The following is a 21361-nucleotide window of genomic DNA, read 5'->3' as shown; positions in this document are numbered from 1 at the left end:
GGATCCAAGTGCATGCAGAGTCGATTCAGGCCGATATTAAAACCTGTACTCCGGGCCTTGATACTGACGGGACTGTCGATGAACGCGGCCTTCGCGGCCACGGGCAATTGCTCGGCGCTTTCCCGCATGCCCCCGGTGATCGAGATCGGCGAAGGATTCCAACAGGACATCCAGTCGCCAGTGACGATCACCCGCGTGGCAATCGGCGACCCGAAAATCGCGGACGTGCACGACACCGGCCACTCATCTTTTCTGCTGACCGGGGTCGCCCCCGGCGCCACCAGTCTGATGGTCTGGACCTCGTGCTCCAGCGAACCCCGCCAGAGCATGGTGTTTGTTCAAGGCAGCGCCACCGCTGCCTTGACCAACGCCAGCCGGATGCCTTCCGATGATCCGACGCTGCCCTCGCAAGTGCAGACCGACATTCGCTTCGTCGAAGTCAGCCGCACCAAACTCAAAGAAGCCACCGCCTCGCTGATCGGCACCCGTGGCAATTTCCTGTTCGGCTCCCCGGGTACGCTGCCGCCCATCGACGGTGTACCGACCCCGAAACTGCCGGTGGACAACACCCTGTTCAACTTCTCGTGGATCGGCGGCAAGACCATGGCGATCATCAACGCCCTGGAAAGCAGTGGCTTCGCCTACACCCTCGCGCGGCCGAGCCTGGTGGCACTGAGCGGGCAGAGCGCAAGCTTTCTGGCCGGGGGTGAAATCCCGATTCCGGTGCCCAGTTCCGGCAGCGACAACGTGTCGATCGAATACAAGGAGTTCGGCATCCGCCTGACCCTCACCCCGACCGTCATCAGTCACGACCGCATCGCGCTGAAGGTCGCACCGGAAGTCAGCGAACTGGATTTGAGCAACGCCGTGCAAATCGCCGGCACCACCGTTCCGGCCCTGACCATTCGCCGGACCGACACCAGTGTCTCGCTGGCCGATGGCGAAAGCTTTGTGATCAGTGGCTTGATCAGCACCACCAACAGTTCGCAGGTGAACAAGTTTCCGGGGCTGGGCGATATCCCGGTGCTCGGTGCCTTTTTCAAAGGCTCGCAGATCAAGCGCGAAGAGCGTGAACTGCTGATGATCGTCACGCCGCATCTGGTACAGCCACTGGCGGCCGATGCGCAACTACCGTCGCTGCCGGGGGAAAAACTGCGCAACTACGACCCGAATTTCTACCGCATGTTCTTCCTCGAAAACGGCAACTTCGACAAACGCAGCGGGTTGTCGCAATGAGCCAGAGCCTGAGCCAGACCTTCCTTGCGATCACCCGCAACAGCACCGATCTGGAGTGGCTGCAAAGCGCCCTCGCCCCCCTCGGTCAAGTGGTGAGTGCCGGTGGCGGCAGCCTCGACGAACTGCTGGCACTGGTCGACGTGACCTTTGCCAGCCTGGTGTTCGTCGGCCTCGACCGCGAGCACGTGGTGGCGCAGAGCGCACTGATCGAAGGCGCGCTGGAAGCCAAGCCGATGCTGGCGATCGTCGCGCTGGGCGACGGCATGGACAATCAGCTGGTGCTCAATGCGATGCGTGCCGGTGCCCGGGACTTCGTCGCCTATGGCTCGCGCTCCAGCGAGGTTGCCGGACTGGTGCGCCGGTTGAGCAAACGCCTGCCACCCGTGGCACCCAACACGCAACTGGGCGGCCTGACCGTGATGTACGGCGTGCAGAGCAGTTCCGACGGCGCGTTGCTGGCCAATCACATGGCGCTGGTGGTGCAAAAGAGCGGGCAGCAAACCTTGCTGCTCGACCTCGGCCTGCCCCGCGGCGACAGCCTTGCCCTGTTGGGGCTGGAGAGTTCGTTTCACTTCGGTGATGCCTTGCGCCACTTGCGCAGACTCGACGCCACACTCATCGACAGCGCCTTCACCAGCGCCGAAGCGGGCCTGCGGATTCTCGCCTACGCCAGCAACGACGAGCCACTGGAAAACACCAGCGCCGCCGAGCTGTATATGTTGCTCAGCGCGCTGCGCCAGCACTTCCAGCACATCGTCGTGAACCTCACCGGGCAAGCCGACAGCGAAGCATTGCGCACCTTCGTCAGCCACTGCGACAAGCTGCTGTGGTACACCGATCAGAACGTGCTCAACTGCCGCCGCAACCTCGCCGTGCTCAACCAGTGGCGCGAAAAAGGCATGAAACTCGATCATGGACGCCTGCTGATCGACCGTTATCTGAGCAACGTGGCGCCGAGCTCGGAAACCCTCGGCAAGACCTTCAATCTGGAAGTCATTGCGGTACTGGCGTTCAACCCTGAAGTGCGGCTCAACGCGAAAAATCAGGGCGTGAGTCTGTTCGAACTGGCGCCCCGGGAAAAACTCACCCAGAGCCTGCGCGCCCTCGGTGAACGCCTGGCCAAACGCTCCGAGGGTCTGGCCAAACCGAAAGTCACCTGGTTCGACCGCTTGCGAGGTTCCTCATGAGCGCGGAAAAACTCTTCGGCGCACCGCAACGCGCAGGTATCGGCAACACCGATCACGAAGGCCTGAAACTGGTGCTGCACCGCTACATCATCGACGCCATCGAAGAGTCGGGGAGAAACCTGCTGGAAGGCTCACGTCAGCAGCTGGCGCAATTTGTCACTGACAAGGTCGCCGAATACATCGCCCGTTTGCACCTGGCGATTTCCCGCTATGAGATGGAGCGGCTGGCCGAAGAGATCGTCGACGAACTCACCGGTTTCGGCCCGCTGGAGGTGTTGCTGCGTGATCCGTCGGTGACCGAGATTCTGGTCAACGGCCCACACCGGGTGTTCATCGAACGCGACGGCGTGCTGCATCAAAGTGACTTGCGCTTCATCGACGCACACCACGTCGAACGGGTCATGCAGCGAATTCTCGCACCGCTGGGGCGACGCCTCGACGAGTCTTCACCGATGGTCGACGCACGCCTCCCGGACGGCAGCCGGGTCAACGCGATCATCCCGCCGATCGCTCTCGACGGCCCGTGTCTGTCGATCCGGAAGTTTCGCAAGGACATGCTCAAAAGCACCGACCTGATGGCCATGCAGACGATCGACATGGCGATCTTCGACTTCTTCCAGCATGCAGTGGGCAAGCGCTGCAACATCCTCATCAGCGGTGGGACCGGCACCGGGAAAACCACGTTGCTCAATATCCTCAGCCAGTTGATCAACCCTCATGAGCGTCTGGTGACCATCGAAGACGTCGCCGAATTGCAGCTCGGCCACCCGCACGTCGTGCGCCTCGAAACCCGTCCGCCGAATGCCGAGGGCCACGGCGAAGTGAAGGCCAGCGACCTGATCCGCAACGCCCTGCGGATGCGTCCCGACCGGATCATCCTCGGCGAGATTCGCGGCGTCGAAGTGGTCGACGTGCTGACCGCAATGAACACCGGCCACGACGGTTCGATGAGCACCGTGCACGCCAACAACGCGCAGGATGCCTTGCTGCGACTGGAGACGCTGGTGGGCCTTACCGGCCGCACGATCGCCGAACGCACCTTGCGCCAGATGATCTGCGCGGCGCTCGACGTGGTCATTCAGTTGACCCGCATGCCCGACGGCCGCCGCTGCGTCAGTGAAGTGGTGGAAGTGGTCGGTATCCGCGAGGACGTCTACGTCACCAACACCCTGTTCCGCCTCGACCGTCGCACCGGTTTCGGCTTCCTGCGCGAAGCCGTCAACCCGGCCGGCGACAAGTTGCGCAACGACGCCCATCCGGGCTGACGGCAAGGAGCACCGAGCATGCTTGGACCGGTCATTCTCATCATCATGTGTCTGATTCTGCTCGGGCTGTCGATCCGCCTGTTCCTGCATGGCATCCACAAGACCGCCAACGAAAAGGTACTCAATCGACTCGCCGCCGGCCAACCGCAGATCGCTGTGGAAAAAACCCGATGGGTGGGCCTTGAGCGAATGTTTCTGCGCGCCGGGCTGGGCCGCCCGACCGAGCGTTTCGGCCTGTGGCTGAGCCTGTGGGCCATCGCCATATTGCTCGGTTACCTGCTGGGCCACTGGCTCGGATTGCTGGTGGCGCTCCTCATGCCGCCGGTGATTTTGCGCCTGTACATTTCGTGGCTGTACCGCCGCCGGCTCAAACGCATGATCGAGCAACTGCCGCAGTTGCTTGATCACACCGTGCGCAGCCTCAAGTCCGGCCGCACCCTGAGCGACGCGGTCATGGGCGGAATCGAAGCCAGCGACGATCCGCTGAAAACTGCCATGGGCCGGGTACAACGCAACGTGCAACTGGGGGTCAATCTGCCGGACGCCGTCAGCGACTTCGCCGAGCTCTATGAGCAAGACGAACTGCGCATGTTTGCCCTGGGCCTGAAGGTCAACCACCGCTACGGCGGCAACGCCAGCGAGCTGCTGGAGAACCTGATCAAACTGATCCGCGAACGTGATCAGGGCGCTCGCCAATTGCGCGCGATGACCGGCGAAACCCGGATGACCGCGTGGGTGCTCGGCGCGCTGCCCGTGATACTGGTGAGTTACTTCATGCTGACCAATCCCGGCTACATGCTCGGCATGTGGCACGACTCCGGTGGCCAGACCATGCTGATTGCCGCACTGGTGCTGCAGGTGCTCGGCTGCCTTGCGCTGTGGCGCATGTTGCGGAGCGTCTGACATGATCTTTCTTGTCGCCCTCATGTTGTTGCTCGGTGCGTTTTTGCTGGTGGCCAACCACTTGCTGACCGAACGCCGCCGCGAGCGCCAGGTGACTCAACGCCTGCAAGGCAACCTGGTGCGCGAAAGCCGCCTGGGCAACTGGTTGCGCGCCTTGGGCAACAGCCGGTTTGGCCGACGCTCGGTGAGCATCGACAGCGAAACCCAGACCCTGCTCAGCCGCCTCGGCTGGCGCCGCGCCAGCGAGCGTTCGTTGTACGCGGCGTGTCAGATCGGCACTCCGCTGCTGGCGCTGGGTGTCGGACTGTTTTTGCGAGAAGTGTTCTTCCCCCACGCGCCGAACGGCTGGCTGGTGCCGATGCTCGCCACCGGCGCCGGTTACCTGCTGCCCAAACGGCTGCTGGCGTACGCCGCAGCGCGCCGGCAGAAGACCATCGCCGTAGAAATTTCAACATTCATTCCGCTGCTGCGCATCCTGTTCGAATCCGGCATGGCGGTCGAACAGGCGCTGCGTGTCCTCAGCACCGAAGGGCAAAAACTGCTGCCGGAACTGACCACCGAACTGCGCCTGATCCTCAGCCGCGTCGACTCGGGCCTGGAGCTCGGCCAGGAACTCAACAAGACCGCCGTGATGCTCGCAGTGGACGAATTCACCGACACCTGCGTGATCCTCCAACAACTGATTCAACAGGGCGGCGGCGCGATGAAATCGCTGTTGTCGCTCAAGCAATTGCTCGACGACCGACGCCTGACACGGCTGCAGGAGTACGTGTCGAAAATGTCGGCAAAGATGTCGGTGGTGATGATGCTGTTTCTATTTCCGGCCTTGCTGATCGTTCTGGCCGGTCCCGGTTTCACTGCCATTTCAAGGGCGTTTGCAAACTGACGTGGGCTCATGGAGAGCGTTTGATGAAAGTACTGATTGTCATGGCAAGTCTGTTGATGCTCGGCGGTTGCGCCACCGACGGCCAGGCGCCGTGGACGGCGATGCTGTCACCGTCCAGTTGCAGCAAATTGAGCTCTGAACAGGAGCTGTCCCTGAACCTGGCGGACGATCTGGCCAACGACGGCAAACTGCACGCCAGCCTCGCCAACCTGCAGAGCATGCCCGACAACTTGAGCGAAGTGCGCCTGCGCAAAGCCAAGGTCTACCGCCTGCTCGGCCGCAGCGAAGCCGAGCCGCTGTACCGCGGTTTGCTCGGCGGCTGCCTGACCGCCGAAGCCGAACACGGCCTGGGCCAGCTCTACGCCGCCCGCGGCGACAACGGCCAGGCCCAGGCCCACCTGCAACGCGCCGCACGCCTGGCCCCCACCGACGAAAAAATCCGCAACGACCTCGGCGTGGTCTACCTCAACCAACTGCGCCTCGAAGACGCCCGCTTCGAATTCCTCACCGCCATCGAACTCAAGCAGAACAATCAACTGGCAACGATGAACCTGGTGTCGTTGCTGCTGTACCAGAACAACTGGCAACAAGCCGCCGAAATCGTCAGCCGCGCCAAACTGACCCCGGCGCAATTCACCGAAGCCCAGGAACGCGCGGAAAAACTCAAAACGCCGATCCCGGCGAAACCGGCGACCAGCAATCAAGTGGCGGTAGCGGCTGATCCGCAACCGTCGACAATCAAATAAGGAGACAGCCATGAACGCACTCAAAGGCCTGTGCTACCTGAGCTTGTTGAGCTTGCCGCTGAGCGCCTTCGCCATCGACGCCGGCCCGGCCTCCGCGCAGCAACAGGAAACCGAAGGCTGGCTGCTGCTGCAAAGCCGCAACAAAGCCGCCTCGGAAAAAAACCAGACCGCCACCGCCGCTGAACGGGAACTGGCGATGCAGCGCTGGCTGAAAAAGTACAAATACGAAATTCCGGACTTCTACGACCCGGATGCGGGCGGCAAGATCGAGACCAACAAGTGATTTGATGCTGGCCGCCATCCCGCCATCGCGAGCAGGCTCGCTCCTACGATGGGATGGGGTGTGTCCTGTTGGAGGTTGGGCGGCTGTCATGCCGCCTTCGCGAGCAAGCCCGCTCCCACAATGGGATGGGGTGTGGTCTGTGGAGGCTGGGCGGCTGTCAGGCCGCCATCGCGAGCAAGCCCGCTCCTACAATGGGATGGGGTGTGGTCTGTTGGAGGTTGGGCGGCTGTCAGGCCGCCTTCGCGAGCAAGCCCGCTCCCACAATGGGATGGGGTGTGGTCTGTGAAGGCTGGTCGGCTGTCAGGCCGCCTTCGCGAGCAAGCCCGCTCCCACAATGGGATGGGGTGTGTCCTGTGGAGGCTGGGCGGCTGTCAGGCCGCCATCGCCAGCAGGCTGGCTCCTACAATTTAGCAAGCGCACACACCATGCGGCGAAGCCGCCCCACTCCAGGATGAGCGCAAGCTCGGCTGTCGCTCTTGATCTTGATCCACGGGCGACGTCGGAAGGCTGAGTGGAGGGATTGATCCGGGGGTGGGAGCGCAGCGACCGTTTGGCGCAGCCAAACACAGCGAGAGGAGGTGCAGCGAAGCAAACCGTAGGCGCTGCCCCCGGATCAATCCCGGAACGAAGGGACCCCGAGCCCCAGCGAGCGGGCCGAACGCAGGAGCAAGCCTTTTTGGTTACTTTTTCGGCGTCTGGAAAAAGTGACTCGCCGTCAGGGCGAAACCACCAGCCGCAACACCCGCAGCAACGGATCCCCCCCAAAAAACCCCCATGAACATGGCCGGCCCACAGGCCGCCAAGGTCAATGCGCCGTCACCCGCTGCCGCAAAGCCGACCCACCGGGAGACAACGCCAACGCCAACTGCGTCCGGTTATGCATATGCGTCAACCGCAAAACCTGCGACACATAAAGCTTCACTGTGTTCTCGGTAATCCCCAACTCACAGGCAATCTGATAATTGGTCTGCCCCTTGCCCACCAACCGCGCCACATCGAGTTGGCGTGGCGACAGTTGTTGAAAGATCTCCGGCATTTCCTGCTGCTCGCTGTCGGGCGCTTCCCCACCCATCACATCACGAACCACCGCCGCCGGACTGCGCCGAACCTTATCGAGATCCTGATAAAGGTCATCAATCGACTCGGACAAAAATTGCAGCTTCTGATTCAAATGCCCCAACTGCACATTTTTATGCCGTTCGTGCAAAGCCTGCTCCTGACGCTGCAAGCCCTCGAGCAATTCCGTCAAAACAATCGGCTTCTGATAGTAATCGGCAATTCCGGCACGCAACGCCTTGATCACGTCCTGCTTATCGGCGCGCCCGGTGAGCATGATCGCCTCGAACACCCGGTGCTTGCCGCAGATCCGCTGCAGCGCCTGCACCAACTCGATGCCATCCATGTCCGGCATGTGCAGGTCGCATAGCACCAGGCCGATATCGGCATCTTCACTGAAGCGCGCGATCGCCTGCTGACTGGATTCACAGGGTACGCAGCGGTAACCGCTGCTTTCGAGAAACTCGCACAACTCCTCCACGATCAAGGGCTGATCGTCAACCACGAGGACTTTTATCGCAGACGTAAGCTTGTTCACGTGCCACTCCATGCCGTAGGCCAAAGCTGACCATTCCTGTACTGCCAGACTTTGGCTGTATAACCTGCTCATTTGAAAGTAGACGCACTTTCCGACTATGTACATAGGACTAGTGGCATCTGGCGACTAATGGATCCAATGTATCGAAAGCAATACACCGATCAGCACAAACGGTGCAAATGGCAGCTTTTTTGACTTTTCCGGCTCCAGATAACGAAGATGTTCTCTAACTCGTTGACTCATATGCAGCCAGAGTCTTGGCGCTATCAGCAGCCAGATCAAACTCGCAAGGCCGGCGCCGATAAACGCGCCAAGAATGAACAGACCGTCCGTCGCAAGCCCCAGTGCTGTCATTAATTTCACATCGCCGGCCCCCATGCGGCCCATGAAATACCCCGGTAGCGTTAGCACCAGCGCAATCAGAAAAGCCCAACCACCCTGCCCCGCATCGGCGCCGAGCCAGGTGTTGCCGGTCCACAGCAAATACCCCAGCGCGAGCGCACCTGCACCGAGTGTCAGAACGTTGGGAATACGCCGCTGGCGGGCGTCGAAGGCGGCACACATGGCCAGCCAGACAAGAAGGGTGGAGCTGAGCATTCGGTAAAAACCGTCCGTTTTGGCTGAATGATTCTATGCTGATACTACGCAGTGACTGTCAGGGTAGACGCACTCATGAAAACCGGCTTTCGCAAGTCGCAAAAAGGCGCGGTGGCGATTGAGTTCGCCTTGGTATTCGTGATCTTTTTTGCGGTGTTTTACGGTCTGGTCAGCTACAGCCTGCCATTCGTGATGATGCAATCGTTCAACGAAGCCACATCCGAGGCGATCCGCCGCAGCGTACAGGTCGATCCGAACACTCCCAACTATTCAACGGTGGTGGTGAACACCGCGAACGCCGCGCTCACCCAGCAATTGTCCTGGGTGCCGTCGGCCTTCAATCTGGTAATCGGGGTCGATACCAATGCGGTCTATAACACCGGCAGTGCCTATGGGCCCAATGGCACGCTGACCGTCTCGGTGAAATACCCGGTCAGCAAGCTGAATCAGGTCATCCCCTTTCTGGTACTGCCGGGGATAGGCACGGTGCCGAACCTGCCGCCCAATCTGACCGCCATTTCGAGCCTGCAATTTTGACGGCCGGCGACAATCTCTTCGGGCGTTTGCTCAAGCGCGCACCGACCGCCGCCCTCGACCTGCCCGACCCGCTCGGGACGCCGCCGGTCGGCCTGCATGTGTATCTGGACGACGACGGCGGCGTGCTGCAAATGGCCGGCCCGCTGCGCCACCTGCTCGCGCATCAATCCCCGCATGAGCCGCCGTTACCGTTGCGTGCCTGCCTGCTGCCACACAGCACACTGGCGATCCACGGCCGCCCGGCAGATTGGCAGGGGCAAATGTTCGATCTGGACTTCCCCGGTCTCGGCGATCAGATTCTGCACCTGCGTGGCTGGGTGCAGCCGTCGGGCAACGGCTGGCTGATGCAACTGCTGGACATCGCCGACCTGTTGCTCGAACGCCAGCAGTCCCGTCATCGCGAAGCCAGCCAGTTGATCGGCGGACAAATCAGCGAGCAGGTGCGCATCTGCGGCCTGAGTCGCCTGCCGCAGGTCGTCAGCGAACAACTGCAACTGATCGCCCAGCGCTGGCATATCCCCTGCCTCGGTCTGGCGCTGCTCGACGAGCAGACACAAGGCTGGCAGATCTATCGTCAGTTCAGCGCCTACGATGCGCCCACACTCTGGGAGGACGGCCAGCGTCTGGGCACGTCACTGGACAGCCTGAGCGGCAGCGCGCCGCAGCGGATCGGTGCGCAGCATGGCCTTGACGAACATGCGCGGGTGCAAGCCGTGTTCGGCAATGGCGAAGGGTTGGCTGTGCCCTACAGTGATGAACGCGGCGTGGTGGCCTGGCTGCTGTGCGGTTTTTTTGCGGTGGATTCGGCCGCGCCGTACCTTAAAGACCGGGACTGGATGGCCTTGACCAGTGCCCTCGCCGGCCCGTTGCTCGGGCGTTTGCGTGAGCAGCAACATCACCTGCAACTGGAGCGCCTGGAATCCTTGCAGACGCTGCTCGGCACCGGCTGGTGGGAAATTCAGGCTGACGGCAGCGAGATCCAGTTGGCCCCCTCACTGACCAGCGCCCTGCAGTTGAGCAACTCGCGGCTGGCAGTCGAAGACTGGCTGGCGCAGCTTCATCCCGCCGACCGCGATGAGGTGCGCAGTCGTCTGCAGGCCTTGCAGCAACAGGGCGAGCCGCTGACGCTGTGTGTACGCCTCAACCGACCGGAGGCCGGGCAAAACTCGACGTGGTATCGCCTGCAGGGTCAGACCAGCGGCAACGGCGAACAACGCCGGCTGATCGGTTTCATGCTCGACATCAGCGACATCAAGAACCAGCAGCAACTCGCCGCCGCGGCCCACGCACGGCTGGACAACCTGATCGCCAGTTCTCCGGCGGTGATTTACGTGCAGCACTACCTCGAGGGGGCTTTGGTGCCGGCCTTTTTCAGCGCCAGCCTGCAACCGTTGCTGGGTTGGAGCCTGGCCGATTGCAGCGCCAGCGCACTGGTCGAAATGATTCACCCCGAAGATCGCGACGGGTATTTCCAGCGCACCCGCCAACTGCTGCGCGAGGGCTCGGTGAGTACGCGTTATCGGTTGCGCGACAGTCGCGGGGTTTATCACTGGCTACTCGATGAGGCCAGACTGCTGCGCAACGATCTCGGCCTGCCGGTCGAAGCCGTCGGCTTGTGGCTGGACGTCACCGAAGCGACGCAAGCCGCCGAACAAGTGAGACAAAGCGAAGAGCGCTATCGGATTCTGGTGGAAGACTCACCGGCAATGATCTGCCGGTATCGACCTGATCTGACCCTGACTTTCGGCAACCGGCCACTGGCGAATTATCTGGAATGCACCCCGCAGGATCTGCCGGGGGTCGATCTGGGCGGCTGGATGTCCGACGAGCAACGTAGCGCGTTCAAGCATCGCGTGTCCCTGTTGACCCCGGACCTGCCAGTGAGCACCGCGGAAATCAGCCTGCAACTGCCGGGGCGCGAACATGCATGGTGGGTGTGGTCGGATCGCGGTGTGTTCGACGAACACGGGCAGTTGATCGAGGTACAGGCAGTGGGCCGCGACAACACCGAAGTGCGCCGCTCGCAGCAGCAACTGACACAAAGCGCAAAAATGGCCACCCTCGGCGAAATGGCCACGGGACTGGCGCACGAAATCAATCAGCCGCTGAACGTGATGCGCATGGCCATCGTCAACGTGCTCAAGCGCCTGGGCAATGGCGATGTGCAAATTGATTACCTGACCGACAAGCTCAATCGTATCGATGCGCAGGTCGAGCGCGCGGCGAAAGTGGTGGATCACATGCGCGTGTTCGGCCGCCGTTCGGAGATCGAACAGCAACTGTTCAACCCGGCCTCGGCCATCGAAGGCACGTTGTCGTTGCTGGCCGAAGGCATGCGCGGCAAAGGCGTGGATCTGCGCATCAGCGAAACCGCGTTTGTGGTGCAGGTGCGCGGGTTTGTCGATCAACTGGAGCAGGTGTTGATCAATCTGATGGTCAATGCCCGCGATGCGTTGCTGAGCAAACGCGAGAAGGATTCGACGTTCAAGCCGTGGATCTCGATCTACGCCGAACGTGATGATCAGAAGGTACGGCTGTGGGTCGAGGACAACGGCGGTGGCATTGATCCACGGCTGCTGGAGCGGATTTTCGAACCGTTCTTCACCACCAAACCGGTGGGCGTCGGCACCGGGCTGGGTCTGTCGGTCAGCTACGGCATCATCGAGAACATGGGCGGCCATTTGAGCGTGCGCAACTCGGTGGAAGGCGCACGCTTCTGCATCGAGCTGCCACTGGCGCCGGACGCCTAGATCACCAGATAGGCTTTGCCGGTCTGGCCGCAGGTCATGTTGGCGCCCACATCGACGTCCATCAGATTGATGCCCAGGCTATTGAGCAGATTGTTCAGCAAGGGGTCGAGCAGCGGGCTGAGCAGGTTGGTAATCAATGGCTGAAGAATGGTAGTAACGCTGCTGATCAGACTGGCCACACCTGTAACGATGGCACCCAGGGGGTTGCTGCCCAAAGGTTGATAAACAATCAGATTGATCCCCGCCAGCGTGCTGGCCAGGCTGTTGACGATGTTGCTCGATGGCGCAGCGGAAATCACACTGGGCGGCAGCTTCAGGTTGGGCGGCGTCGCGAATGGGGTCGCGCTGGAAAACACCAGGTCCTGAGTATTCTGAGCCACGCTGGTGTTGACCATGATCGCAATCCCGCCGGCACCGTATTGCACATGCGTGCTCTCGTCGCAGCTGCCGATCCCGAGAATCTTGTGGCAGGTCACGGTGCCCAGATCCACAAGAGGCAGCGGCGTAACGGTGGGTTCCGCGGACGACGAAAAGGCATTGGTCGGGTCGATCTTGCCAACCTTCAGATCGGCAATCGAGGTGATGGTGTGCGCAGTCAGGCTCTTGGTGCCCGTGGTACCCGTCGGGCAGCTGTAATCGGTGACGTAGCTGATGGCACCACCGGCATCCAGGGCGATATCGATTTCCGGGGACGGCAATAGCAGCGGGTCGAGTTGTTGGCAGCCGGCACCTAGCAGACAGCCGACCGAATTGAGGGTCGCTACCAGGTTGAGGCTCAGCAGAGCATTCAGGGTCGGAGTCAAAGTTCCGACCAGCCCCAGTACCGCATTGACCAGACCGGTCACCCCGGACAGCACCGGCAGATTCACCGACAGCATCGTGCGAATCTGCGCCGTGCGCACATAAATCCGGTTCGGTCCCGTCGGGTTGGCCTTGGCCAGCGCCGGATCACCGATCGCGGAGAACTGCGGCGGCTCGATGACTTTGACTCGCACCGTGACGTTCGCCAGCCCCAGTACGCTGATCGGCACCGTGGCGGACACCGCGCTGTTGCTGTTGGCCAGTTGCACCACGGCCTGCACCAGTTGCAGCAATTGCAGGTTGGCATCCAGCCCCGCCGCAGTGGTACCGGTCTGCAGTTGCAGGATGTCGCCGAGCTTGACCGGCGCGGCATTGATCGCGGCGATTTGCAGCTGGCCCAGTGCGGTGATCACGTCGGCGGTCGCGCCGTTGAGTTGCACCACGGTGGCGGCGGCTTGAATCAGCTGCGTGACGGTAGCCTGGGTGTTGAGCAACTGAGTGTAATTGCCGGCGGCCACGTTGAGATTGATCGCCAGTTGATTGAGGTAACTGAGCAGGTTGACGTTGGTATTGAGCAAACCGTTCCAGCCCAGCGCGGTCAAGTTGACGTTACCGCCGAGCAGCGATGAAAACAGCGGATTGAGAATGTTCGACTGAGCCGTGTTGATGCTCGCCAGCGTGCTGCGAATGTTCAATTGCGCGACGGTCGGCTGTGGCTTCGCGGCGACGGCAGAGGCATTGAGCGTCGTATAGAGGCTCACCGGCGTCCCGCTGAACAACGCCTGCACGCCGCCGGCAATGCTGGTGATGACGGTGCGGCTGGCGGCGACTTTCACGGCGGCGGCTTGAGTGGCGTCTACCGTGAAGGTGCGCAAGCCTGTGGCGGCGGTGACCAGCGTGCCGCATGTGGTAACAAGGGTGTCGCTGGCATCGACTGTGTAGCCGTTACGCACGGCGCTTTGTCCGGCGTAGGTCGCGGCCGTCAGACCGGGCAGACAGGTGCCACCGCGACTGACCGCTTCCAGCGCGGCGTTATCCACCACCCGCTGCAACTTGCGTTGTTCCATGTACAACCGGCCGGTATCGACCACGAGCAACATCAATACCACTGCCAGGCTGAGGGTGACTGCCGCCATCAGCCCGATAGCCCCGCGTTGCCGCGCCGGGCTGTTGAATTGCGAACGGGGCGACATCGCGCACTCCTTTGCCGGCCCTGTGCCGGGCGCTGCCTCCATGGGTGCTGTTGAGTGTAGACGGCGCTAGTCGCAGCGCGCCATTTCGTGCGCCATAAAACCACTGTGGGAGCTGGTCAGTCTCGACGTCTTAGCGCGGTGGATAGTTGGCCAGGATACGACTGACCGTCTCGCGAATCGCTTTGCTGCGATCCTCGGGGTTCGGCGTGCTGCTGAGCATCTGCTCGTCGCTGCCGCGCCACACCAGTTTGCCGTCCTTGCCGTCGAGCAGGTCGATCTGGATCGTCGCCACTTTGTAGGTGATGTTGCGGGTTTCGTTGTACATCGGTGCGCCCCAGTATCCGTTCCACGGGCCGCCCCAACCGCCGCCGTAGTTGGTGGTGACTTGCTGCTGGCGATCCTCGACGATCAGATAGGCTTGCACGCTCAGGTCACCCTTGGTGCCCGCCGCCGCAGGACGCAAGCCACGCTGGTCGAGCTGATCACTGACGGCCTGGCGAATGCGTTGTTCGGTCAGGTCGCTCTTGATCCGTGGATCATCGGGACGGTATTGCAGCGCGGGTTCTTTCCAGTTCCAACTGCGATAGGCGGCAAAGTCGCGGCTGGCATCGAAGTCGTGATTGACCTGGTTGGCGGCGCAGGCGCTGAGCAGTGCGGCCATGGCCAGTAAAGCGAGACGGCGGAACATGGGTTTTCTCCGGTTGAAGGCATAAACCTGCGATGCGTTCTCACCTGAAGTCTAGCTCGGCGGATAGGCCGACAGGGCTTTTTCCAAAGCCTCGCGAATCGCATCGGTGCGAACCAGTTGACTACCCTGATTGGCGGTCTCGCCGCTGGCGCTCCACACCGGTTGACCGGTAACTGCGTCGAACAGATTGACCTGCACCACCACGACCTGCTCCTGATAAGTGCGAACAATCGGCACGCTGTTGTACATGCCGTAACCGCGCCCGTAGCGATCATAGCCACTGTATCCGCCGTAACCGTAATCGTCCTGGACCTGACGCAAGCGGGTTTCCAGACGCAGATTGGCGCTGACCAGCAGGTCGGCCGGACGGTTGTCGTGCAACGGCCGCAACCCGCGCTGATCCAGTGCATTGCTCACCGCTTCGGCCACTTGCGCCGAATCGGCCCAGGCCGTGCCCGGCGGCAACTGGCCGTTGAGCCAGGTCCAGCTGCGATAGCGACCGTAATCACGCGGTGGCGCCGGATAGGCGCTGCGATCAAAGGTGTTGGCGGCTTGAGGCGGCGCCGGTGGCAAGGGCCGTGATTGCGCTACATACGGGTTGCTGCCCTGGCAGGCAGCCAACCCCAGACAGATCAGCAATAACCCGGATTGAGCTTTCATGTGGTGCTCCGATCAGATCGGCCGGCAGATCCAGTGCAAATAACGCCCAAGCCCGGCGAAGCTTGGGTGGCGACGGTGAGCGAGCTCCATCTCCAGCAAATCCACCAGTTCGGCGCGAGCCTGGAATTCCACCGGCATGTAGTCATGGAAAACCCGGATCCCGCTCTGGCTTTCGACCTGCCACAACCCTTCGAGTTGCGTTGCCAATTCTCGTGGATCGAGCGGCTGTTGCGGGGTCAGACTCTGCTTTTCCCCGGCCAGGGTGTTCTTGCGCATTTTCTTGAAATGGCCTTTGAGCAGGTTGCGGTAGATCAGCGCATCGCGGTTATAGAACGCCAGCGACAACCAGCCACCGGGTTTGGTCAGTTGATGCAGCACCGGCAGGATCGCATGCGGTTCGGCCAGCCATTCGAGCACCGCGTGGCAGATCACCAGATCGTAGGGCTCGGTGAGCTGACCGAGCAGCTCCTGCCACGGCGCCTGAATGAACGTTGCGCTCTGCCCGGCTTCGGCGAAGCGCTGACGGGCGCCCTCAAGCATCGGCTCAGCCGGCTCGGTGAAGGTCACTTCATGGCCGCGCTCGGCCAGCCACAGCGACATGTGGCCCAGACCGCCGCCGATGTCCAGCACGCGCAACGGTCGATCCGGCAACGCTTCGGCAAGATCGGCCTGCAATACTGCGAGGCGAATCGCGCCTTTGGCACCGCCATAGATTTTTTCGGCGAAACGGGTCGCCAACTGATCGAAATGCCGGTCGCTCATCAGCTGAACCGCCGTTCGCTGTCGGCGAGCTTGCTGCGCACCACTTCATTCATGTCCAGCCCCAACTCGCTGCACAGCAGCAACAGATACAAGACGATGTCGCCGACTTCCTGCCCGGCATGCGCCAGTTTGTCCGCTGGCAACTGGCGCGACTGGTCTTCAGTCAGCCACTGGAAGATCTCCACCAGCTCGGACATTTCCACACTGGCAGCCATGGCGAGGTTTTTCGGGCTGTGAAATTGCCGCCAGTCATTGCGGTCGCGAATGGCGTGCAGGCGTTCGGTCAGTTCAACAAGGTTCATCGGGTTCTCCTGAAGGCGTATAGCTTCGGGGGGATGCCAAACGAAGGCAAGGGGCACGCGTCGCTCCCACACAGGATTGAGGCAAACCCTCTATAGTTGCAGGGAACTCGGCCACCTGCGTTGTGGCCCAAGGCTCAGCTCTTTCATCAGGATGCACACATGCAGGTAGAAAGCTTTTTCGAATGGCTCGGCCAGGCGCTCGGTTCGGTCATCCGCTTTATCGTTGATGGCCTCAGTGGCCTGTTCAATGTGCTGAGCCATGCCGGGGGCAACTTTGTCGACGGTCTGGCCAAGACGCTGGGCATGGACACCTCGATCATCAGCATCCTCGCGCTGATTGTCGGCTTGATGCTGCTGTGGTCGGCGATTCGCGCGTTCATGAATGCGTCGATCATTGCCGGGATCATCTGGTTGCTGCTGGGGTTGTGGTTGTTGAGCTGGATCATCCACTGACACCTCTCTTCCCCTGTGGGAGCGGGCTTGCTCGCGAAAGCGTCAGATCAGTAAAAGCTGTTTTGACTGACACACTGCCTTCGCGAGCAAGCCCGCTCCCACAATAGGTCGCATGAATCGCTACAATCCTCGCTCCCCCAAGGAGCCTCCATGTCCAACCTGATCGCCGACTGGCGCGACCGCCCGACTCACCGCAAGGTCTGGGCGCTCGCTGCGCCGATGATTCTTTCGAATATTTCCGTACCGCTGGTGGCGCTGGTCGACAGCACCGTCATCGGCCACCTGCCCCACGCCCATCAGTTGGGCGCGGTGGCAGTCGGTGCCAGCCTCTACACCTTTCTTGCCTGGGCCATGGGTTTTCTGCGCATGGGCACCACCGGGTTTGCCGCTCAGGCCGCCGGGCGCAGCGATGGCGCGGCGTTACGGCAGATTCTGTTGCAGGGTTTGCTGCTGGCGCTGGGACTGGCAATCGTGCTTGGCATTCTCGGCGTGCCGTTGAGCGGTGTGGCCCTGCATTTCATGCAGCCATCGGCAGAACTCGATCAACTGACCCGCGAGTTCTTCCACACCCGGCTATTCGGCTTGCCGGCAGCGCTGGCCAGTTACGCCCTGGTCGGCTGGTTTCTCGGCACCCAGAATGCACGGGCGCCACTGGCGATTCTGCTGACCACCAACCTGATCAACATCGCTCTCAACCTGTGGTTCGTGATAGGTCTGGAATGGGGGGTGGTCGGCTCGGCCCGGGCCTCGGTGATCGCCGAGTGGAGCGGCGCCCTGCTCGGCCTCTGGCTGACCCGTGGCGCATTGCGCGCCTATCCCGGGCACATCGCCTGGGCAACGCTGAAGGTGTGGCAGAGCTGGCGCCCGCTGCTGGTGGTCAACCGGGACATCTTCATCCGCAGCCTGGCGCTGCAATCGGTGTTTTTCCTGATCACCGTGCAAGGTGCGCGATTGGGCGATGCCACAGTTGCGGCGAATGCCTTGCTGCTCAATGGCCTGCTGTTGACCGCGCATGCGCTGGACGGCTTGGCCCATGCGGTCGAAGCCTTGTGCGGCCACGCCATCGGCGCCCGCGACCGGCTCGCCCTGCGCCGCTCACTGGTGGTGGCCGGCGGCTGGTCGCTGTTGGCCAGCCTCGGTTTCGCCGCGCTGTTTCTGTTGGGTGGGCACTTGTTCATCGAGATGCAGACCGACATCCAGAGCGTGCGCGACACCGCGTTCATCTACCTGCCGTATCTGGCGGTGTTGCCGCTGATTGCGGTCTGGAGCTACCTGCTCGACGGTCTGTTCATCGGCGCCACCCGTGCCCGGGAAATGCGCAACGGCATGCTGCTGACCATCGCCCTGCTGCTGCCATTCGCCTGGGCGCTGCAAGGGCTGGGCAATCATGGGCTGTGGATAACGTTCCTGCTGTTCATGGTCTTGCGCAGCCTGACCCTCGGCGCCTTCGCCCTGTGGCTGCGGCGCAACGACGGCTGGTTCAGCGGCGCCACTCACTGAGTCGGCGTGTGTTTGACGAACGCCACGACCTGCTCGAGTACCGGCGCCAGCCGCCGCAGCGGCCGCGACAGGGTCGCCACCAGCGTCACATGATTGGGGCGCGAGTAATACAGATCCTGCACCGGCACGCCGACCTCACGCAGTTTTTTCGCGAGGCCGGCGGTGTTGCGCGTCGGGTTGACCAGATTGTCCTTGGTCGCAGCAATCAGCAGCGCCGGAGGCTCGCCCGCCCTGACGTGGTTGATCGGCTGCGATTGCGGCGGTGAGTCCGGCCAGAAAAACACCGGGCGCACGTCGGTATTGTTGATCGGCAAAAAGTCATACGGCCCGGCCAGGCCGATCCAGCCGCTGAGGTCTTTCGACGACATGCCCACCGCCCCCAGCAGGCCGGGGTCCAACGCCAGCATCGCGGCGTTGTAGGCGCCGGAGCTGTGGCCCATCAGATACAGGCGTTGCGGGTTGCCGGCGAACTCGCGGATATGCGCCCGGGTCCAGGCCACCGCCCGCGCCGAGTCTTCAAGAAACAGCGGATAGCGCACTTGCGGGTACAGCCGATAATCCGCCAGCACCGCGACAATTCCCCGCGACGCCAGCGCCTCGCCGACAAACGCGTAATCGCCACGCTCACCGCTGTTCCAGCTGCCGCCATAGAAGAACACCACCACCGGCGCGTCCTCCAGCGGCTGGCGCGGCACGTAGACGTCGAGTTTCTGTCGCGGATCATCGCCATAGGCAATCCCGGCGGTTTTGTGGAACGTGTCGTCGGGGGTCAGCGCATTGAGCACCTTGACCGGGGAACATCCCGTCAGCACCAGCAGCAGAAACCCGCCGAGGACTGCGCCGAACCGCTGCCACAGAGGATTTGTCATGGATGTCGCACCTCAAGATTGATCGTTCTGCCACTGTCGCCGCACATGGTCGAGCCGTTCCTGCTGGGTCAGCCCGTCCGGCACGCCTGGCAATCCCGCTCGGGGATGCTGCAAGCGTAGCCACAACCAGCCATCCAGCACGGTTCGGTCACTGAAACCCAGGGTCAGCCCCTCCTGCACATGGGAGGCCATCCGGGTGTAGTCGGTTCCGAGTGATTGGCACCAGCGCCAGATGTGGTGTTCCAACAGGCAACTTTGCAAACGTTCGCGCTGACGATGGGTAAGGCTTTCGTCGATCCCCAACGGCTCGACCGCCCACTGCGGATTGCGCAGTTGCTGCCAGCCCTGACTGCCGATAGCGAGGTCGGCCCAGGTGCCACCGAACCAGCGCATCAGCCGGATCGGCCCGAGCCAGCGACTCAAGTCGGCGGCATCACAGGCATCGAAGAAGTAACTCGCTGTCTGCCGGTTGTAGTAACCGAGCAAGGCACGGTGGTTGAGCCCGAACGAAACGCTGAGCATCCGGCGCAAGTGGTTCAGAAGTGTCTGCTGCGAAGCATCGCTGGCCAGCAGCAGACCGCGCCAGGTCTGCGGATCGCGGTGACACAGCGCAGCCAGTGCCGGACTCTCGTGCAACTCGACCAGCAGCGGCCCGTACTCGCTCACCGCTTGAAACTCGGTGCCCTCGAGCAGCCGCGTGCAACGTACTCCGGCGAACCCCTGACGCAGTGTCGCCAACGCCTGCTGCGCGTCGGTGGCGTCGAGCAACAGCCACTGTGCCTGCTGGGCAAACCCGACGCCGCTCAAGTGGCGCCGCCCTGATCCAGCGACGCGACCAGTCGGCAACTGCAGATCGACGCCGTGCAGTGGTTGTAACTGCCGCCGCCGGGCAACAGGCACAACAGCAACAGCGGTTCGGCGGACTGGAGCCATTGCGCCAGACCCGCACTCGCCAGCACGTCCGGCAGCGCCAATGACTCGTCGACGTCTTCGATCACCGCCGGTTCCTGCAGCACACCACTGATCACCGGTTGATCCGGATCGCCCTCATGAAAACTCACCACCACTTCGACCCCTTCACGCAACGATGCCAGCGACGTGTCGCTCAACGCCGCCGCCAGCGGCAGCCAACAGTGGCTGGCGGCAGCGCCTTCGCCCTGGTAAAGCCAGTCAAACTGCACGGCCACTGGTCGCAGGTCGTCAGGTTGTGGTTCATCGACCGTCACCACCCAGGCACGTTGCAGGCTGTGCATCCGCGGTCGGGTACAAGTGCTCGCCAGCGGGGGGAGTGGCGCCTGGGCGGCGGCAACGATCCGATTGCTGTATGACGGCTCGCTGGCGGGGTCAGCACGATGCTCGATCCGGCTCAGCAACCAGCGGCGGTTGCACTCGGTAAACGGATGTTCGGTCAGCGCCAGCCACTGCGCGCTGCGCAAGGTCGGCAGATCGCTGTGGCCGTAAGCTTTGCCGATCCGGGCGGGATGCGCGCCCGCATCCGGCGCATTCATCTCTATCTGCCAGCGTCTTACCGTCGCCGCACTCGCGCCCGTGTCCACAGACGCCACACCCGCCACGGGCAGGCGCGCAGGATCATCGGCGAAAACCACACAGTGCCCGTCGGGCCGGTGCTCGAAGTAGTAATGAATCCCGGCCTGCGCGCACAGGCGTTGCACAAACTGCAGATCCGATTCGCAGTACTGGGTACAAAAAGTGCGCACCGGGTAATCGCAGTGCAAATCAAAGCGTCGTTGCCCACCGATGATCCCGTGCTCCTTGAGCACCTGAGCAAGGATCTGCGGCACGCACTGGTTGCTGAAAATCCGCTGGCTGAACCGTAGCGCCAGGCAACTCAGCTTCGGCCCCAGCGTCACCCGACACAAGCGGCAACCCTCAGCGTGCTCGTGCTGGACGAGACTCTGCAATTGTCCGTTCAAGCCATTGTGCAGGGGGCCGAACTGCAGGAACGCCGAGCGGAAAAGCAGACCGGCAAGGTCCAGTTGCGGATCATCGATCAACAGATCGATCGCAAAAACGAAGGGTTCGCTGATGCCCTCACTCCCGGTAAAGGCCAGCACCTCGAAGGGGTCGGGCAGCCCCGCTACATCGAGACGAAACGACGGCTCGTTGACTGATTCGAACATGGGCGGAT

21 protein-coding genes are annotated in these 21361 nt (G+C 62.1%); 11 read left to right on the top strand and 10 right to left on the bottom strand.

The genetic code is table 11. The features are described 5' to 3' along the window. Nucleotides 1-12 precede the first annotated feature (12 nt). The 7 genes from AC27VU_RS16955 to AC27VU_RS16925 are packed head-to-tail and all read left to right on the top strand — an operon-like array spanning nucleotide 13 to nucleotide 6506. Complete coding sequence (locus AC27VU_RS16955; RefSeq protein WP_045122276.1) at nucleotides 13-1236, top strand: type II and III secretion system protein family protein; 1224 nt, start codon at nucleotides 13-15, stop codon at nucleotides 1234-1236. Then, nucleotides 1233-2423 carry a CpaE/TadZ family protein gene (locus AC27VU_RS16950; RefSeq protein ID WP_488724496.1) on the top strand — a complete coding sequence of 397 codons (1191 nt, stop codon included), beginning with the start codon at nucleotides 1233-1235 and terminating at the stop codon, nucleotides 2421-2423. The genes AC27VU_RS16955 and AC27VU_RS16950 overlap by 4 nt, the downstream gene beginning before the upstream one ends. Beyond that, complete coding sequence (locus AC27VU_RS16945; RefSeq protein WP_488724495.1) at nucleotides 2420-3688, top strand: TadA family conjugal transfer-associated ATPase; 1269 nt, start codon at nucleotides 2420-2422, stop codon at nucleotides 3686-3688. Before AC27VU_RS16950 ends, AC27VU_RS16945 begins: the two co-directional genes overlap by 4 nt. An 18-nt stretch (nucleotides 3689-3706) precedes the next feature. Continuing rightward, the gene (locus AC27VU_RS16940) at nucleotides 3707-4591 is read left to right on the top strand and encodes a type II secretion system F family protein (RefSeq protein WP_262143627.1); all 885 of its coding nucleotides are present in this window, start codon (nucleotides 3707-3709) and stop codon (nucleotides 4589-4591) included. Between the two features lies 1 nt (nucleotide 4592). Beyond that, the gene (locus AC27VU_RS16935; protein ID WP_400508228.1) at nucleotides 4593-5477 is read left to right on the top strand and encodes a type II secretion system F family protein; all 885 of its coding nucleotides are present in this window, start codon (nucleotides 4593-4595) and stop codon (nucleotides 5475-5477) included. 23 nt (nucleotides 5478-5500) lie between these two features. Beyond that, a complete protein-coding gene (locus AC27VU_RS16930; RefSeq protein ID WP_003221313.1) occupies nucleotides 5501-6223 on the top strand; it encodes a tetratricopeptide repeat protein in 723 nt (240 codons plus the stop codon). 10 nt (nucleotides 6224-6233) lie between these two features. After that, nucleotides 6234-6506, top strand: coding sequence for a DUF3613 domain-containing protein (locus tag AC27VU_RS16925; RefSeq protein ID WP_003221311.1), 273 nt, complete (start codon nucleotides 6234-6236; stop codon nucleotides 6504-6506). 805 nt (nucleotides 6507-7311) lie between these two features. On the opposite strand, the gene AC27VU_RS16920 is transcribed toward AC27VU_RS16925, so the two are convergent. Both AC27VU_RS16920 and AC27VU_RS16915 read right to left on the bottom strand, forming a co-directional pair. After that, on the bottom strand, nucleotides 7312-8100 hold the full coding sequence (locus AC27VU_RS16920) for a response regulator transcription factor (protein WP_045122702.1): 789 nt from the start codon (nucleotides 8098-8100) through the stop codon (nucleotides 7312-7314). Nucleotides 8101-8226: 126 nt separating this feature from the next. Beyond that, entirely contained in the window at nucleotides 8227-8697 is a 471-nt protein-coding gene (locus tag AC27VU_RS16915; protein WP_488724494.1) for an A24 family peptidase, read from the bottom strand. Nucleotides 8698-8772: 75 nt separating this feature from the next. Here AC27VU_RS16915 and AC27VU_RS16910 point away from each other — a divergent pair, with 75 nt between their 5' ends. Both AC27VU_RS16910 and AC27VU_RS16905 read left to right on the top strand, forming a co-directional pair. After that, nucleotides 8773-9234: a TadE/TadG family type IV pilus assembly protein gene (locus tag AC27VU_RS16910; protein ID WP_488724493.1), complete on the top strand. Its 462-nt coding sequence runs from the start codon at nucleotides 8773-8775 to the stop codon at nucleotides 9232-9234. Continuing rightward, the gene (locus AC27VU_RS16905) at nucleotides 9231-11984 is read left to right on the top strand and encodes a PAS domain-containing sensor histidine kinase (RefSeq protein ID WP_488724492.1); all 2754 of its coding nucleotides are present in this window, start codon (nucleotides 9231-9233) and stop codon (nucleotides 11982-11984) included. Before AC27VU_RS16910 ends, AC27VU_RS16905 begins: the two co-directional genes overlap by 4 nt. On the opposite strand, the gene AC27VU_RS16900 is transcribed toward AC27VU_RS16905, so the two are convergent. From AC27VU_RS16900 to AC27VU_RS16880, 5 genes are all read right to left on the bottom strand, one after another. Beyond that, the gene (locus tag AC27VU_RS16900; RefSeq protein WP_488724491.1) at nucleotides 11981-13978 is read right to left on the bottom strand and encodes a pilus assembly protein TadG-related protein; all 1998 of its coding nucleotides are present in this window, start codon (nucleotides 13976-13978) and stop codon (nucleotides 11981-11983) included. The genes AC27VU_RS16905 and AC27VU_RS16900 overlap by 4 nt on opposite strands. A 130-nt stretch (nucleotides 13979-14108) precedes the next feature. After that, nucleotides 14109-14666, bottom strand: a complete 558-nt coding sequence (locus AC27VU_RS16895; RefSeq protein WP_003221298.1) for a DUF4136 domain-containing protein — start codon at nucleotides 14664-14666, stop codon at nucleotides 14109-14111. Between the two features lie 51 nt (nucleotides 14667-14717). Then, on the bottom strand, nucleotides 14718-15326 hold the full coding sequence (locus AC27VU_RS16890) for a DUF4136 domain-containing protein (RefSeq protein ID WP_488724490.1): 609 nt from the start codon (nucleotides 15324-15326) through the stop codon (nucleotides 14718-14720). A gap of 12 nt (nucleotides 15327-15338) precedes the next feature. Next, nucleotides 15339-16088: a methyltransferase gene (locus AC27VU_RS16885; RefSeq protein ID WP_338800703.1), complete on the bottom strand. Its 750-nt coding sequence runs from the start codon at nucleotides 16086-16088 to the stop codon at nucleotides 15339-15341. Further along, complete coding sequence (locus AC27VU_RS16880) at nucleotides 16088-16390, bottom strand: MazG-like family protein (protein WP_007951009.1); 303 nt, start codon at nucleotides 16388-16390, stop codon at nucleotides 16088-16090. The genes AC27VU_RS16885 and AC27VU_RS16880 overlap by 1 nt, the downstream gene beginning before the upstream one ends. Nucleotides 16391-16549: 159 nt before the next feature. On the opposite strand from AC27VU_RS16880, the gene AC27VU_RS16875 reads away from it, so the two are divergent. After that, complete coding sequence (locus AC27VU_RS16875) at nucleotides 16550-16843, top strand: hypothetical protein (protein WP_003221294.1); 294 nt, start codon at nucleotides 16550-16552, stop codon at nucleotides 16841-16843. Between the two features lie 150 nt (nucleotides 16844-16993). Then, on the top strand, nucleotides 16994-18343 hold the full coding sequence (locus tag AC27VU_RS16870) for an MATE family efflux transporter (protein ID WP_488724489.1): 1350 nt from the start codon (nucleotides 16994-16996) through the stop codon (nucleotides 18341-18343). On the opposite strand, the gene AC27VU_RS16865 is transcribed toward AC27VU_RS16870, so the two are convergent. From AC27VU_RS16865 to AC27VU_RS16855, 3 genes are read right to left on the bottom strand one after another with little or no spacing between them, the layout of a single operon-like run. Further along, on the bottom strand, nucleotides 18337-19212 hold the full coding sequence (locus tag AC27VU_RS16865) for an alpha/beta hydrolase (protein ID WP_488724488.1): 876 nt from the start codon (nucleotides 19210-19212) through the stop codon (nucleotides 18337-18339). The genes AC27VU_RS16870 and AC27VU_RS16865 overlap by 7 nt on opposite strands. Before the next feature lie 12 nt (nucleotides 19213-19224). Continuing rightward, on the bottom strand, nucleotides 19225-20019 hold the full coding sequence (locus AC27VU_RS16860; protein WP_003221291.1) for a DUF4123 domain-containing protein: 795 nt from the start codon (nucleotides 20017-20019) through the stop codon (nucleotides 19225-19227). Then, nucleotides 20016-21353: a type VI secretion system Vgr family protein gene (locus AC27VU_RS16855; RefSeq protein ID WP_488724487.1), complete on the bottom strand. Its 1338-nt coding sequence runs from the start codon at nucleotides 21351-21353 to the stop codon at nucleotides 20016-20018. Before AC27VU_RS16855 ends, AC27VU_RS16860 begins: the two co-directional genes overlap by 4 nt. Between the last annotated feature and the right edge of the window lie 8 nt (nucleotides 21354-21361).

The sequence above is a fragment of the Pseudomonas sp. 14P5.3.2 genome (assembly GCF_057799175.1).
This window is presented reverse-complemented; position numbering and strand designations above follow the sequence as displayed.